The following is a 14,494-nucleotide window of genomic DNA, read 5'->3' as shown; positions in this document are numbered from 1 at the left end:
TCACAGCTCCGCGAACATGACGCCGAGGCTGACGCCGCCGGCGAGGCCGATCAGCGCGACCCGGTCGCCGGGGCCGCAGCGTCCCTGCGCCTGGGCGGTAGCGATCTGGAGCGGGAGGCTCGCGGACGCGACGTTGCCGTGCTCGGGCAGCGTGACGACGAGCCGGCCGGGCGGGATGCCGAGGATCGAGCGGAGCACCTCCAGATACGGCAGGGTCACCTGGTGGACGGCGACGACGGCGAAGTCGTCCCATGTCAGCCCGGTCTTCTGCAGCGCGGTCGTGAAGATCTCCGGTCCGCTCGCGACGAACGCGTCCTTGAGGCGGCGCCCGTCCCCGCTGAAGTAGGTGAAGTCGGGGTCGCGGGGGTGCATCGAGCCGCCCGCCGGGAGCGTCCCGATCTGCCAGGCGCTGGAGACGGCGGCGAAGTCGCGGTAGAAGATCCCGCCGTCGGGGGCGGCCTCGACGAGCATCGCGGCGCCGCCGTCGGAGAGGGTGTAGCCGGCGAAGGCGTCGACGAACTGGGCGCGGTCGCGGACCTTCCAGCGGATCGCGCGGGACGGGCTCTCGCCCGTGCAGACCAGCACCCGCTCGTGCTGGCCGGTGCGGATCAGCGCGTCCGCCGTCTGCAGGCCGTTCAGGAAGCTGTTGCAGGCGTTCTTCACGTCGAAGACGGGGCAGGTCGCGCCCAGCTTGGCGGCGACGATGTGCGCGGTGGCCGGTTCGATGAGGTCCTGCGAGGCCGACCCGAACACCAGCAGGTCGATGCCCGCCGCCGGGATCCCGCGTTCGGCGAGGACGTCGCGGGCGGCGGCGACGGCCAGGTCGGACGCCTGCTCGTCGTCGCGCATGACATGCCGGGCGCGGATCCCGGTCATCCGCTCGACGATCGTGGGATGCGGCCGGTACCCGCCGTCCCCGGCGGCGCTCTCGGCCGCGACACGGGCCTCGACTTCGGCGCTGGTGACCGTCCGCTCGGGCAGGTGCGCCGCGACGGCGGTGATGCGGGCTCTCATGGGCTGGGGTTCCCCCGGTTCCTCGTGCTCCGTGGACGATCAGACTCGCCGACCCCGGACGCTCCCGGACAGGGCGACCCTACGGAACACGGGGTGGGCGTTGTACCCCGGTTCGCCGTGAGTACCGCCACTCATCCGGATTGAGTACTACCGCGTTTCCGCCCCGATCCGCCACCCGGCAGAATCACCCGGGTGACCAGCACAAAGATCGAGAACGCGGCGCGGCATGAGGCGCGGCTGCTGTGGACGGCCAACCCCGGACTGTTCGCGCTGCTGGAGGCGGCGCGCCACACCGGGCCCATCGCGCGGGTGCCGCGGCTCGGCTGGGTGGTGACCGACCCCGTCCTCGCCCGCCGCGTCCTCAACGACCACGCGGGCTTCGGAATGAACGGCGAGGGCGGCGTCGGCCACCTCTGGACACAGCTGTTCGGGGACGGGATGGCGCGGTTCTTCGGCGGGCCGGGACACGCGGAGGTCCGGACCCGGGCCCGCGACCTGTTCACCGAGGACGCCGCCCGCACGCTGGTGGAACGTTCCCAGGGCCCGTCCCACACCGCGCTGGCCCGCCGCCTCGCCGCCGGGGAGACCGTGGACGTCGCGGACGCCGCCCGCGTCCTGGCCGGGCGGATGGTCGCCGACCTGCTCGGACTGCCCCCCGGACGCGACGACGCCGCCTACCGTGACGTGTTCGCGGCCGGGGAGCGGCTGGCCCGGCTGGCGATGGGCACCACCGCCTCGACCGAACTGGACCCCGCGGTCATCGGCCGGGCCCGCGCCATCGTGGACGAGATCACCGCCGGCGTCCCGCACGCCTACCGGACGGCCGGGCCGGACACGCTCCTCGGCCGCTGCCGCGAGATGGGCCTCGGCCTGCCGCTCAGCCGCGGGCTGGCGACCCTGCTGGTGATCGCCGGCACCGAGACGGGCGCCTCGGGGACCGTCCGCACCGTGGCGCTGCTGCACGACACCGGCGAGCAGCGGAGCCTGCTGGACGACCCGTCGCTCATGGACAACGCGGTGCGCGAGGGCCTGCGCGTCTCGACCCCCGCGCCGGTGATCGGGCGGCACGTGTCCCGGGACGCGACCGTCGCCGGGCGCCGCCTCCGCGCGGGCGAGCGGATCCTCCTGCTGACCTACCTCGCCACCAACGGCGCCGGGCCGTTCGACGTCCACCGCGCGTACGTGCCCGAGACCCGGCAGCTGTGGTTCGGCGCCGGCCGCCACCTCTGCCTCGGGGCGGCGGTGGCGCGCACCCAGGTCGCCCGGATGCTGGCGACGCTGCTGTCCGACGGCCGCCCGTACCGGATCGTCTCGCGCCGCGCCGCCCGCCGCGTCCTCGTCCCGGCCTACGCCGAACTGCGGGTGCGGCTCGTCTAGATCTCGGGGATTCCCGTGGGGACATCCGTGGTCGGGGCCGGTGCCGGCGAATCGGGGTCGGCCGGGCCCCCGGGCCCCGGCGCTTCGGGTGCCGGCGCCTCGGGTCCCGGCGCCGTCGGGACGATCCGCTCCACCGGCCGCTCGGGCTCCGCGGGGGAGGAGTTCCACCACCAGAGCGCGAACGAGATCGCGAACAGCACCGCGATGGCGCCGATCAGCTGGAGCACGGCCGTCCGGTGGCTCGGGTCGCGGTAACGGCGCCGCCGCCGGAACCGGGCGCCGCCTCCGGTCCGGCGGGCGCGCTCGGCGGCGCGGCGCATGCGGCGCCGCTCGCGCCCGCTCGGCTTCCGGGCCCGCTCTCGCGCGCTCGGCTCGGTGAACGTGGCGCCTCTGACGAAGTCGTCGTCGAACACGGGCTCGTCGAAGTCTGCGGCCATGAGGATCTCTCCGGCGCCGGGGGCGGTCGGACACCCAGGCTAGTCGACGCCCCGGGGCGATCTCCCACCACATTTCTAGAACGCGTTCTACCTAAACCGCACCGGAACCGTGACGGACCTCACCGGCGGCCGATCTTGCGTTCGGCCGGGCTTTCATGCTCGGGACAGGTCGGCACGTTCGAGCACTTGAGGGCGTGAAAGCTCGATGAGACCTGTGACAAGACCCACGATTAGACTGGAGTCTCATTTTCCCTTGAAGTCCGGCTGAAACCAGTTCTACGGTGGGGGCGAGCAGCCAGTCCTATCGGGAGGAAGCGCGCATGACCGCCACCACACCTGAGACCGCCGTCCCCGCCGGATTCGACTTCAGCGACCCGGACCTGATGGCCGAGCGCATCCCCCTCGCCGAGTTCGCGCTGCTGCGCCGCACCGCCCGCCCGTGGTGGAACGAGCAGCCGCGCGGCCGCACCGGATTCGACGACGACGGCTTCTGGGTGATCAGCAAGCACGCCCACATCAAGGAGATCTCGCGCGACCACGAGCTGTTCTCCTCCAGCGCGGGCGGCGCGGTGATCCGGTACAACGAGACGTTCACGCCCGAGGAACTGGACTTCCAGCGCGAGAACCTCCTGCTGCACATGGACCCGCCGCAGCACACCAGGCTGCGCAAGATCGTCTCCCGCGGCTTCACGCCCCGCGTGATCAACGCGCTGCACGACGCTCTGCAGGAGCGGGCGGAGCGGATCGTCGCCGAGGCCCGCCGCCGCGGCGGCGAGGGCGACTTCGTCACCGAGGTCGCGGCGGAGCTGCCGCTGCAGGCGATCGCCGAGCTGATGGGCGTTCCGCAGGAGGACCGGCGCCGGCTGTTCGACTGGTCCAACAAGATGCTCGGCTACGACGACCCCGAGTACAACGCGGACCCGTCCGGCTCCGCCGCCGAGATCATCGGCTACTCCATGAGCCTCGCCGAGCAGCGCCGCGGCTGCCCCGCCCACGACATCGTCACCCGGCTCGTCCAGGCCGACGTGGACGGGCGCGGCCTGACCGACGACGAGTTCGGCTACCTGATGATCGTGCTCGCCGTCGCGGGCAACGAGACGACCCGCAACGCCATCACCCACGGCATGATCGCGTTCATGGACGACCCCGGCCAGTGGGAGCTGTACAAGGCCGAGCGTCCCGAGACGGCGGCGGACGAGATCGTCCGGTGGGCGACGCCCGTGACCGCGTTCCAGCGGACGGCCGTCCGGGACACCGAGATCGGCGGCGTGGAGATCAAGGCGGGCGGCCGCCTGGCCATGTACTACAGCTCGGCCAACTTCGACGAGGACGTCTTCGACGCCCCGGCGACGTTCGACGTCACCCGCTCGCCGAACCCGCATCTCGGCTTCGGCGGCACCGGCGCGCACTACTGCATCGGCGCGAACCTGGCCCGGCTGGAGATCCGCCTCATGTTCGACGCGATCGCCGACCAGATGCCGGGGATCACACGCGTCGGCGAGCCCCGCCGCCTGCGCTCCGCCTGGCTGAACGGCATCAAGGAACTCCCCGTCCGCTACGGGTAGGAGCGGGCGCCGTCCTACTCTGCGGGATGCGGCACCTCGCCGAAATTCTAGAACCGGTTACAGTTGTAAGCGAATCTCGTTCTAGAAGGAGACCGCATGGGCACCCCGGTGATCGTCGAGGCGGTACGCACACCGCTCGGAAAGCGCAACGGCTGGCTGGCGGGCATGAAGGCCCAGGCCGTCCTGGCACACGCCCTCAGCGCCGCCGTCGGGCGCTCCGGCATCGACGCCGCCGAGGTGGAGCAGGTCTTCGCGGGCTGCGTGACGCAGGCGGGCGAACAGGGCGGGCACGTGGGCCGGTACTCCTGGCTGTACGCGGGCCTGCCCTGGCAGACCGGGGTCACCACGATCGACGCCCAGTGCGGGTCGGCGCAGCAGGCCGTCCACCTCGCCGCGTCGCAGATCGCGGCCGGCGTGGTGGACGTCGCGATCGGCTGCGGCGTCGAGGTGATGAGCCGCGCGCCGCTCGGCAGCAACGTCCTGCCCGCCAACCCGCGCCCGGACGACTGGTCGATCGACATGCCGAACCAGTTCGAGGCCGCCGAGCGGATCGCCGCCCGCCGCGGCCTCACCCGCGCCGACCTGGACGCGTTCGGCGCCCGCTCGCAGCAGCTCGCCGCCAAGGCGTGGGCGGACGGCCGCTTCGACCGCGAGATCGCCCCGATCACGGCGCCCGTCCTGGACGCCGAGGGCAACGTCACCGGTGAGACCCGCGAGGTCACCCGCGACCAGGGCCTGCGCGAGACCACCGCCGACGGCCTCGCCAAGCTCAAGTCCGTCGCGGGCCCCGAGGGCCTGCACACGGCGGGCACCTCGTCGCAGATCTCCGACGGCGCGGCCGCCGTCGTGCTGATGTCGGAGGAGAAGGCGAAGGCGCTCGGGCTGCGTCCCCGCGCCCGCATCAAGGCCCAGGCGCTGGTCGGCTCCGAGCCGTACTACCATCTGGACGGGCCGGTCCAGTCGACCGAGCGCGTCCTCCAGAAGTCCGGCATGACGATGAACGACATCGACATCACCGAGATCAACGAGGCGTTCGCATCGATCGTGCTGTCCTGGGCATCGGTCCACAAGCCGGACATGGACGCGGTCAACGTCAACGGCGGCGCGATCGCGATCGGGCACCCGGTCGGCGCGACCGGCTCGCGGCTGATCACCACGGCCCTGCACGAGCTGGAGCGCCGCGACGCCGGGACGGCCCTGGTCACCATGTGCTGCGGCGGCGCGCTGTCCACCGCGACCATCCTCGAACGGATCTGACGGAACACGATCACGGGCCCCGGCCTCGCCGCCGGGGCCTTTCACAGGCGCGAAAGGCGGTCTCCTTGCAGCCGGAACCCGAAGACCTGGGCGGAGGACTCTGGAGCGTTCCAGTCCCGATCCCGGACAATCCGCTCGCCTACACCCTCGTGTACGCGGTGGAGAGCCCAGAGGGCCCCGTCCTCATCGACGCCGGGTGGCAGCACGAGGACGCCTGGACGGCCCTCCGCGACGGCCTCGGCACGTTCGGCATCGACGTCGCCGACGTCCGCGGGGTGGTCGTCACCCACTACCACCCCGACCACGCGGGACTGGCCGGCCGCGTCCGCGAGACGTCCGGCGCCTGGATCGCCATGCACCACCTGGACGCCGACATCGTCCGGCTCTTCCGCTCCACCGACCAGGGCGGCCGCCGCTCCTTCGAGCTGACGGCGCTGCGCCGCGCCGGGGCGTCCGAGCCGGAGCTGGCCGCGCCCGTCGAGAGCCGCCGGGTCGATCCGCCCGCCCAGCCGGACCGCGAACTGTCCGACGGCGACCTGATCGACCTGCCGGGCCGCAAGCTGCGGGCCATCTGGACGCCGGGCCACTCCCCCGGCCACATCTGCCTGCACCTCGAGGACGGCGACCGCATCTTCACCGGCGACCACGTCCTGCCGCGCATCACCCCGCACATCGGCCTCTACCCCTACGACATCCCGGACATCGACCCGCTCAGCGAGTTCCTCGGCTCCCTGGACAAGGTCTCCGCGATGTCCGTGGACGAGGTCCTGCCCGCCCACCAGTTCCGCTTCAACGGCCTCTCCGGCCGCGCCCGGGAGATCATCGACCACCACGAGCAGCGCCTCGCCGAGGTGACCGCCCTCCTGTCGTCGCGTCCGATCAGCCTGTGGGACCTCACGGCGGGCCTGACCTGGCGCCACCCGTGGGCCGACATGTCGCAGACCGCCCGGCGCATGGCGGCGGCCGAGGCCGCCGCCCACATCCGGACCCTGGAGACCCGGGGGGTCGCCCACCGCGAAGGAACGGACGACCCCCTGCGCTACAGGCTCCGCTAAACCCCCGGCCCGCCGGCGCCGACCGGAAGGCGGGGCCAGGCCGCGGTGTCACGCTGAAGCCGCCGGTCGTGGGTCGCGAGGACGACGGCCGCTCCGGTGGCGTGCAGCGCGTCGGTCAGCTCGTCCACCAGGGCGATCGACAGGTGGTTGGTCGGCTCGTCCAGCAGGAGGACGTGCGGACGCGCCGCCAGCGCCATCGCCAGGTCGAGCCTGCGCTGCTGCCCCATCGACAGCTCACCCACCGGCCTGCCCAGGTCGGCGGGCGAAAGCAGGCCGAGGGCCGAGAGCGAAACCGCCTCGTCCTCGGCGAGGACGCCCGCGGTGATCAGGCGCCCGACGTGCGCGGAGAACACGTCGTGGGCGCGCCCGCCGGCGGCGTGCGGCGACTCCTGCGCGAGGAGTTGCACACGCGCGCCGGGGGCGCGCCGCGTCGTCCCGCCCGTGGGCGTCAGGCGTCCCGCGAGCACCGCGAGGAGCGTCGACTTCCCGGCTCCGTTGGGGCCGGTGACGACGAGGCGCGAGCCCGACTCCAGTGACAGCGTCACCTCCCGGTGCAGCCGGGACTCCACCCGAACGCCGTCGGCGGTCAGCAGCGCGGTGCCGGGACGCGCGGGCAGGTCCGGCATCCTGAAGCGCTGCGGCGGCACCGGCGCCGTCACCGCGTGCTTCTCCAGGTCGTCGCGGCGCCGGTGCACGGCCCTGACGACGCCGGGGGCGCGGGTGGCGCGCTGGTGCCTCCCGGTCCCCTTGTCGGGCCGCCAGCCGGTCACGAGCCGGTTCTGCGCCTCCGACAGGTCCCGGGACAGCCGCGCGTGCTCGGCTCGCTGCTGCTCGTACTCGGCCTCCCAGCGCCGGAGTTCCGCCTCACGGCCCTCCCGGTATCCGGCGAACCCGTCCCCGTGGACACGCGGCCGCCCGTCCCGGCTCGGGTCGAGGTCGAGGACCGTCGTCGCCACGTCCGACAGCAGCGCCCGATCATGGCTGACGACCACGACCCCGCCGGGGTGGCCCCGCAGCCTCGCACTCACCTGCTATGCGGCGTGAGTGTCTGTGCCGCGCAGAACGTACATGTCGTCACCGAAGACGGCCGAGATCTGGAGCTGGCCACCGAGGGCCTGGACGTAGCGGGCAATGGCCTCGACAGTGGAGACTTCACCTCGCTCGATCTGTGACACGCGGCTCTTGGTCACGCCCATCCGGTCGGCCACCTCGCTCTGCGACAAGCCGATCGTCTTGCGCCTGTCCGCGAGCCGGTGCCCGTCGATGTACGCCTGATTGCGCCTGCGGGCCGCCGCCACGCCCTGCTCGCCGCCGGCTCCCTCAACGACATCAGCTCGCACATCGCTCCACCTGGGAAAGTTCGTCATCGCTGCCGCCCCTCCTCGCCCTCTCGCTCCTTCACGTAATCGGCGTACAACTCCTCTGCACGTGGAATGGCCTGCCGGTACCAGCCAGTCCAGTCCCCCGACTTGTCCCCGCCCACGAGCAGGATCGCGGACCGCCACGGGTCGAAGACGAACAAGATCCGAATCTCGGAGCGTCCCGCTGATCCCGGGCGCAGCTCCTTCAGATTGTGGATCTCCGAACCTTCCAGCCGATCAACCAGCGGACGCCCCAATCCGGGGCCGCCCTCGGCTAACCGGTCGATGGAATCCACGATCTGGGCCTTGGAGACCTCATCCAAGGCGTTGACCCACGCGAGGAACTCGTTCGTGACGCGGATCTCCCACTCCTCATCCACAGGCGCGAGTTTAGCAAATCCTCTACTTCTGGCGCCGCGGAGCGGCGCGGCGGAGGTCGATCGATGGGTGCGGCCGCGCCGGGGTGCGATGCGGGTCACTCAGTGGGCTGTGACCCTTGATGAGACTGGAGTCTCATGTTAGAACGTGTTCTAGGTCTGCAGGCCAAGCAAGCGCTCAGTTCACCATCCGTCACCTCCACAGGTTGTCGCCCCGAGTCCGGCCCCGGCACGAAGGATCTTCCCCATGGCACTTGCGACGTCCACCGCTTCGCTCACCCGGGCGTTCCGGGCTCCCGAGATCGACATCATCGACCCGGGCGTGTACGAGCGCGGAGGGATCCCGCACCGGCAGTTCGCGTGGCTGCGCGACAACGATCCCGTCCACTGGCACCAGGACCCGAACGAGGGGGTCCCCGGATTCTGGGCGGTGACCCGGCACGAGGACGTCGTGCAGGTGTCGCGGCGCGCCGACCCGTACTCGTCCCAGGCGCGGACGGCGATGTTCGAGGAGTTTACCGACGAGGACATCGCCCTGTACGGGCAGATGATGCTGTTCCAGGACCCGCCGGACCACACCCGGCTTCGGGCCCTGGTGAACAAGGGGTTCACCCCCCGCATGATCGGCAAACTGCAGGACCACATCCGGCAGATCTGCCATCAGCTCATCGACGAGGCGGCGCCCATGGGCGAGTGTGACTTCGTGGAGTACTTCGCCGCGCCGCTGCCCCTCTACACGATCTGCGAGCTGCTCGGCGCGCCGCTCGAGGACCGGCAGAAGATCTTCGAATGGTCCAACAAGCTGGTGGCGTTCAACGACCCCGAGTACATCGGGGACCGGACGGAGTCGCAGCTGTGCGCGGCCGAGTTCGCCGGCTGGGCCGGGGAGCTGGCGCGCAGCCGGGAGTCGACGCCGCGCGACGACATCGTGAGCAAGCTGCTCACGCCGGACGCCGACGGGACGCGGGTCAGCGAGGAGGAGTTCCAGCTCTTCGTGATCATGCTGTCGATCGCCGGGAACGAGACGACGCGGACGGCGACGGCGGGCGGCATGCAGGCGTTCTTCGAGCGGCCTGAGCAGTGGCAGCGGCTGAGGGCCGACCGGAGCCTGCTGCCGACGGCGGTCGAGGAGATCGTCCGCTGGGTGAGCCCGATCAACCAGTTCCGCCGGACGGCCCTCACCGATGTCGAGCTGGGCGGTAAGCAGGTCAAGGCGGGCGACAAGGTCGTACTGTTCTACGGGTCGGCGAACCGGGACGAGCGGGTCTTCGACGACCCGTTCACGTTCGATGTGGGCCGCGACCCCAACCCCCACCTCGGGTTCGGGGGCGGCGGGCCGCACTTCTGTCTGGGCACCCATCTGGCCAGGATGAACCTGAAGATCATCTTCGACACCATCCTGGACCGGATGCCCGACATCGAGCCGGCCGGCGAGCCACGCCGGCTCCGGTCGAACTTCGTCAACGGGCTCAAGGAGCTGCCGGTGCGCTTCACCCCGTCCTGATCTTCAGGGACCCCGAGGAGGTTCAGGTGACCGCGACCCCCGACACCACCCCCGACATCGAGCTGGTCGATCCCGGCGCGTACGAGCACGGAGGCATTCCCCACGGGCAGCTGGCCTGGCTGCGCGAGCACGACCCGGTTCACCGGCACCACGGGGACCCGGGCCGGGACTTCCCGCCGTTCTGGGCGATCACCCGGCACGAGGACGTCGTGCACGTGTCGCGGCACCCGGAGCTGTTCTCCTCGTGGAGGCGGCTCGCGCTGTTCGAGGAACCGGAGGAGGAGCATCTCGTCCTGCAGCGGATGATGATGCTCAACCAGGACCCGCCGGAGCACTCGCGCAAGCGCAGCATCGTCAACCGGGGCTTCACCCCGCGCGCCATCGGCGCGCTGGAGCAGCACATCCGGGAGATCTGCCGGGAGCTGGTCGCCGAGACCGTGGAGCGGGGGGAGGAGGCCGACTTCGTCCGGGACCTGGCGGCGCCGCTGCCGCTGTACGTGATCTGCGAGCTGCTCGGCGCCCCGCCCGAGGACCGGGAGAAGATCTTCACCTGGTCGAACACGCTGATCGGCGGGGACGACCCCGAGTTCCAGCGGACGCCGGAGGAGGGCCAGGCCGCCGCGACGGAGCTGTACGCGTACGCGAACGTCCTGGCCGCAAACCGGCGGGAGAACCCGCGCGAGGACATCGTCACCAAGCTGCTCCAGCCGGACGCCGATGGCGAGGTGCTGAGCGGGGACGAGTTCGAGCTGTTCGTGATGCTGCTGTCGGTCGCCGGCAACGAGACCACCCGCAACGCGGCGACCGGCGGCATGCTGGCGCTGCTGGAGCATCGGGAGCAGTGGGAGCGGCTCAAGGCCGACCGGTCCCTGGTGCGGACGGCGGCGGACGAGATCGTCCGCTGGGTCACCCCCGTCAACCTGTTCAAGCGGACGGCGGCCCGGGACACCGAGATCCGCGGCCGCAAGATCGCCGAGGGCGACAAGGTCGTGGTGTTCTACGCCTCCGCCAACCGCGACGAGGCCGTGTTCGCGGACCCGTACGGCTTCGACGTGGGCCGCGACCCCAACCCCCACCTGGGGTTCGGCGGCGGCGGGCCGCACTTCTGCCTCGGCGCCCATCTCGCCCGACTCGAGCTCAGTGTGCTTTTCGAAACACTTTTGGACGCCATGCCCAATATTGAACTCAACGGTAACGTACGGAGGCTAAGGTCTAGTTTCATCAACGGCATCAAGGAGATGCCGGTGCGCGTGCGACCGGCGTTCCTCGACTGACGGGAGTGGTGCGTGGGCAGGGGATGGCGTGGGTGAGGCAGGCGAGCCGGGCGGTGATCCGCTGCGCCCGGCCGCTTCGTTGCGGATCGCCCTGCTCTCGTACCGGAGCAAGCCGCACTGCGGCGGCCAGGGCGTCTACCTCAGGCATCTGAGCCGGGAACTCGTCGATCTCGGGCACACGGTGGAGGTGCTGTCCGGCCAGCCGTACCCGGAGCTGGACCGCGACGAGATCGTCCTCACCAAGATCCCGAGCCTGGACCTGTACCGGGACGAGGATCCGTTCCGCATCCCGGCCCTCGGCGAGTTCCGCGACTGGATCGACGTCCTGGAGTTCGCGCACATGAAGACGGGCGGCTTCCCCGAGCCGCTGACGTTCAGCCTGCGCGCGCTGCGGCTGCTGAAGAAGCGCCGCCGCGACTTCGACGTCGTGCACGACAACCAGGTCCTCGGCCTCGGCAACCTCGGCATCGCCCGGCTCGGGCTGCCGCTGGTGACCAGCATCCACCACCCGATCAGCGTCGACCGGCGGATCGAGCTGGAGGCGGCGCGCGGCGTCAAGCAGAAGCTCGGCAAGTTCCGCTGGTACGGGTTCGTCGGCATGCAGTCGCAGGTGTCGCGGCGGATCGGCCCCGTGATGACGGTGTCGGAGTCGTCCAAGGTCGACATCGTCAAGGACTTCAAGGTCGACCCGCGCGACATCGAGATCCTTCCGCTCGGCGTCGACACCCGCATCTTCCACCCGCGCGGCGAGCGCGTCCCCGGCCGGATCGTGGCGATGGCCAGCGCCGACGCGCCGATCAAGGGCGTGGACGTGCTGCTGCACGCGGTCGCCAAGCTCGCCACCGAGCGGGACGTGCACGTCATCGTCGTCAGCAAGCCGCAGAAGGACGGCCCGACCGAGAAACTCGTGCGGGAACTGGCCCTCGGCGACCGCGTCCGGTTCGTCAGCGGCATCAGCGACGACGAGCTGGGCGAGCTGATGGCGTCCGCGGAGATCGCCGCCGTCCCGTCCCGCTACGAGGGCTTCTCGCTGCCGGCCGTGGAGCACATGGCGTCCGGGACGCCGCTGGTCGCGAGCCGCGCGGGCGCACTGCCCGAGGTGGTCGGCGACGCGGGCGTCCTCGTCCAGCCCGGGGACGTGGAGGAGCTGGCCGCGACCCTGCGCCGGCTGCACGACTCCGCCGGGGAGCGCGCCCGCGCCGGCGCCGCCGGCCTGGCCCGCGTCCAGGAGCGCTTCGCCTGGCCCGCGGTGGCGAAGGCCACCGTGGAGCACTACCGGGCCGCCATCACCCAGCAGAACTACCTGCGGCTCGCCGCGGGCAAGGCCAAGGGCTGAGGGACGTCCCGACGGCGTTCCCCCGTATGGAAGGAGCACGACCCTGCTGACCGTGGATTTCCAGCGGTTCCGCGTCACCCCCGGAGACCGCGTCCTCGACATGGGATGCGGCGCCGGACGGCACGCTTTCGAGCTGTACCGCCGGGGTGCGCACGTCGTCGCCTTCGACCAGGACGCCGAGGAGCTGTCCGCCGTCGAGAAGATGTTCGGGGCGATGAGCCTCGAAGGCGACGTGCCCGAGGACGCGACCGCAGAGACCGTGCAGGGTGACGCGCTCGACCTGCCGTTCCCCGACGACCACTTCGACGCGATCATCGCGTCGGAGGTGCTGGAGCACATCCCCGACGACATGCGGGCGATGCGCGAGCTGCTGCGCGTCCTGAAGCCGGGCGGCAAGCTCGCGGTGACGGTGCCGAGCTGGCTGCCCGAGCGGGTGTGCTGGGCGCTGTCGGAGGACTACCACACCGCGCCCGGCGGGCACGTGCGGATCTACACGCGGGCCGAGCTGGAGGCCAAGCTGAAGTCGGTCGGCTTCCGGGTCGGCGGCCACCACCACGCGCACGGGCTGCACGCCCCGTACTGGTGGATCAAGTGCGCGGTGGGGGTGAACAACGACGGCAACCCGCTCGCCAAGGCCTACCACCAGATCCTCGTCTGGGACATCATGAAGCGCCCCCTCGCCACCCGGCTGGCCGAGCGCGCGCTGAACCCGGTGATCGGCAAGAGCGTCGTCGTCTACTTCGCCAAGCCCGCCGCACCGGGCACGCCGGCGGCCCCGGCCAAGGAGACCGCGGATGCGGTCTGAGACCGGCCCGCCTTCGGTGACCGGGGTCCTGTCGACGGACGACCTCGTCGCGACGGCGCGGAGCATCGCCGCGCAGCAGGAGGAGTCCGGCGCGATCCCCTGGTTCTCCCCCACGGGCGGCGTCCCCGGGCACGTGGACGCCTGGAACCACATCGAGGCCGCGATGGCGCTGTCGGTCGCCGGGCTCGGTGAGGAGGCCAGGCGGGCGTACGAATGGCTGCGCAACGTCCAGCGGCCGGACGGGTCGTGGCCCGCGAAGTGGGTGCTGGGCGAGGTCACCGAGCCGGGCGGCGAGTCCAACCACGCCGCCTACGTCGCGGTGGGCGTCTGGCACGAGCTGCAGATGACCGGGGACGAGGAGTTCGCGCGGCGGATGTGGCCCGCGGTCCAGCGGGCGATCGAGTTCACCCTCGGCCTGCAGACCCGGCGCGGGGAGATCATCTGGATCCGGCACGAGAACGGCGAGGCGTCCGACCACGCGCTGCTGACCGGCTGCTCGTCGATCCACCAGTCGCTGCGGTGCGCGGTGGCGCTGGCCGAGCATCTCGGCGAGCACCGGCCGGAGTGGGAGCTTGCCGCCGACCAGCTCGGGCACGTGGTGGCCGCGCATCCGGAGGCGTTCGCCGACAAGAGCCGCTGGTCGATGGACTGGTACTACCCGGTGCTCGGCGGCCCGGTCCGCGGCGAGGACGCGGCGCGCCGGTTCGACGAGGACTGGGACACGTTCGTCGTGCCGGGCCTCGGCTGCCGCTGCGTGTCCGACCAGCCGTGGGTGACGGCGGCGGAGAGCTGCGAGCTGGTGCTGGCGCTGGACGCGGCGGGCGACCGCGACCGGGCGCTGGAGCTGTTCCGCACCATCCAGCACCTGCGGCACGAGGACGGCTCGTACTGGACGGGCTGGCAGTTCGAGAACCGGCGGCACTTCCCCGGGGACCGTTCCACCTACACGGCGGCGGCGGTCATCCTGGCGGCGGACGCGCTCGCGGACGCCTCTCCCGGCGCCCGGCTGTTCAAGGAGGTCGCGGGACGGCCGCTCGGACCGTCGGAGGCGTCCGACCCGCTCGCGTGCGGATGCGCCCTGGTCTCGGTCGCCAACCCGATGCGGACGAACCTCTAGCGCTCACCTGCGGCG

General features: G+C 71.6%; 13 protein-coding genes and 1 pseudogene. 9 read left to right on the top strand and 5 right to left on the bottom strand.

What is annotated here, in order from left to right:
* Entirely contained in the window at positions 1 to 1,014 is a 1,014-nt protein-coding gene (locus AB0C35_RS14555) for a ketoacyl-ACP synthase III (RefSeq protein ID WP_358454943.1), read from the bottom strand.
* 192 nt (positions 1,015 to 1,206) lie between these two features.
* Here AB0C35_RS14555 and AB0C35_RS14550 point away from each other — a divergent pair, with 192 nt between their 5' ends.
* Positions 1,207 to 2,391 carry a cytochrome P450 gene (locus tag AB0C35_RS14550; protein ID WP_358454941.1) on the top strand — a complete coding sequence of 395 codons (1,185 nt, stop codon included), beginning with the start codon at positions 1,207 to 1,209 and terminating at the stop codon, positions 2,389 to 2,391.
* Here AB0C35_RS14550 and AB0C35_RS14545 read toward each other — a convergent pair.
* Positions 2,388 to 2,828 carry a hypothetical protein gene (locus AB0C35_RS14545; RefSeq protein ID WP_358454938.1) on the bottom strand — a complete coding sequence of 147 codons (441 nt, stop codon included), beginning with the start codon at positions 2,826 to 2,828 and terminating at the stop codon, positions 2,388 to 2,390. The genes AB0C35_RS14550 and AB0C35_RS14545 overlap by 4 nt on opposite strands.
* Positions 2,829 to 3,148: 320 nt before the next feature.
* On the opposite strand from AB0C35_RS14545, the gene AB0C35_RS14540 reads away from it, so the two are divergent.
* The 3 genes from AB0C35_RS14540 to AB0C35_RS14530 all read left to right on the top strand — a co-directional run bounded on the left by AB0C35_RS14540 (position 3,149) and on the right by AB0C35_RS14530 (position 6,705).
* On the top strand, positions 3,149 to 4,393 hold the full coding sequence (locus AB0C35_RS14540) for a cytochrome P450 (protein WP_358454935.1): 1,245 nt from the start codon (positions 3,149 to 3,151) through the stop codon (positions 4,391 to 4,393).
* Between the two features lie 96 nt (positions 4,394 to 4,489).
* The gene (locus tag AB0C35_RS14535; RefSeq protein ID WP_358454932.1) at positions 4,490 to 5,650 is read left to right on the top strand and encodes a steroid 3-ketoacyl-CoA thiolase; all 1,161 of its coding nucleotides are present in this window, start codon (positions 4,490 to 4,492) and stop codon (positions 5,648 to 5,650) included.
* Between the two features lie 65 nt (positions 5,651 to 5,715).
* The gene (locus AB0C35_RS14530) at positions 5,716 to 6,705 is read left to right on the top strand and encodes an MBL fold metallo-hydrolase (RefSeq protein ID WP_358454929.1); all 990 of its coding nucleotides are present in this window, start codon (positions 5,716 to 5,718) and stop codon (positions 6,703 to 6,705) included.
* On the opposite strand, the pseudogene AB0C35_RS14525 reads toward AB0C35_RS14530, so the two are convergent.
* The 3 genes and pseudogenes from AB0C35_RS14525 to AB0C35_RS14515 form a co-directional block, all read right to left on the bottom strand.
* Positions 6,702 to 7,733 (bottom strand): annotated as a pseudogene (locus AB0C35_RS14525) (ATP-binding cassette domain-containing protein); the annotation flags it as partial. The gene AB0C35_RS14530 and the pseudogene AB0C35_RS14525 overlap by 4 nt on opposite strands.
* Before the next feature lie 3 nt (positions 7,734 to 7,736).
* A complete protein-coding gene (locus AB0C35_RS14520; RefSeq protein ID WP_358454927.1) occupies positions 7,737 to 8,072 on the bottom strand; it encodes a helix-turn-helix transcriptional regulator in 336 nt (111 codons plus the stop codon).
* Positions 8,069 to 8,389 carry a type II toxin-antitoxin system RelE/ParE family toxin gene (locus AB0C35_RS14515; protein WP_358455083.1) on the bottom strand — a complete coding sequence of 107 codons (321 nt, stop codon included), beginning with the start codon at positions 8,387 to 8,389 and terminating at the stop codon, positions 8,069 to 8,071. The genes AB0C35_RS14520 and AB0C35_RS14515 overlap by 4 nt, the downstream gene beginning before the upstream one ends.
* Before the next feature lie 301 nt (positions 8,390 to 8,690).
* Here AB0C35_RS14515 and AB0C35_RS14510 point away from each other — a divergent pair, with 301 nt between their 5' ends.
* The 5 genes from AB0C35_RS14510 to AB0C35_RS14490 are packed head-to-tail and all read left to right on the top strand — an operon-like array spanning position 8,691 to position 14,479.
* Complete coding sequence (locus AB0C35_RS14510; protein ID WP_358454924.1) at positions 8,691 to 9,947, top strand: cytochrome P450; 1,257 nt, start codon at positions 8,691 to 8,693, stop codon at positions 9,945 to 9,947.
* Between the two features lie 26 nt (positions 9,948 to 9,973).
* Positions 9,974 to 11,221 carry a cytochrome P450 gene (locus tag AB0C35_RS14505; RefSeq protein ID WP_358454922.1) on the top strand — a complete coding sequence of 416 codons (1,248 nt, stop codon included), beginning with the start codon at positions 9,974 to 9,976 and terminating at the stop codon, positions 11,219 to 11,221.
* Between the two features lie 28 nt (positions 11,222 to 11,249).
* The gene (locus AB0C35_RS14500; RefSeq protein ID WP_358454919.1) at positions 11,250 to 12,557 is read left to right on the top strand and encodes a glycosyltransferase family 4 protein; all 1,308 of its coding nucleotides are present in this window, start codon (positions 11,250 to 11,252) and stop codon (positions 12,555 to 12,557) included.
* 43 nt (positions 12,558 to 12,600) lie between these two features.
* The gene (locus AB0C35_RS14495) at positions 12,601 to 13,362 is read left to right on the top strand and encodes a methyltransferase domain-containing protein (RefSeq protein WP_358455082.1); all 762 of its coding nucleotides are present in this window, start codon (positions 12,601 to 12,603) and stop codon (positions 13,360 to 13,362) included.
* Positions 13,352 to 14,479, top strand: coding sequence for a prenyltransferase (locus AB0C35_RS14490; protein WP_358454916.1), 1,128 nt, complete (start codon positions 13,352 to 13,354; stop codon positions 14,477 to 14,479). The genes AB0C35_RS14495 and AB0C35_RS14490 overlap by 11 nt, the downstream gene beginning before the upstream one ends.
* Positions 14,480 to 14,494: the final 15 nt, after the last annotated feature.

It is taken from the genome of Spirillospora sp. NPDC048819, assembly GCF_040650055.1.
Lineage (GTDB): Bacteria > Actinomycetota > Actinomycetes > Streptosporangiales > Streptosporangiaceae > Spirillospora.
This window is presented reverse-complemented; position numbering and strand designations above follow the sequence as displayed.

Coding starts and splice junctions, on each gene's coding strand:
- AB0C35_RS14555 (WP_358454943.1), bottom strand. CDS start 1,014: ATGAGAGCCCGCATCACCGCCGTCGCGGCGCACCTGCCCGAGCGGACG.
- AB0C35_RS14545 (WP_358454938.1), bottom strand. CDS start 2,828: ATGGCCGCAGACTTCGACGAGCCCGTGTTCGACGACGACTTCGTCAGA.
- AB0C35_RS14540 (WP_358454935.1), top strand. CDS start 3,149: ATGACCGCCACCACACCTGAGACCGCCGTCCCCGCCGGATTCGACTTC.
- AB0C35_RS14535 (WP_358454932.1), top strand. CDS start 4,490: ATGGGCACCCCGGTGATCGTCGAGGCGGTACGCACACCGCTCGGAAAG.
- AB0C35_RS14520 (WP_358454927.1), bottom strand. CDS start 8,072: ATGACGAACTTTCCCAGGTGGAGCGATGTGCGAGCTGATGTCGTTGAG.
- AB0C35_RS14510 (WP_358454924.1), top strand. CDS start 8,691: ATGGCACTTGCGACGTCCACCGCTTCGCTCACCCGGGCGTTCCGGGCT.
- AB0C35_RS14490 (WP_358454916.1), top strand. CDS start 13,352: ATGCGGTCTGAGACCGGCCCGCCTTCGGTGACCGGGGTCCTGTCGACG.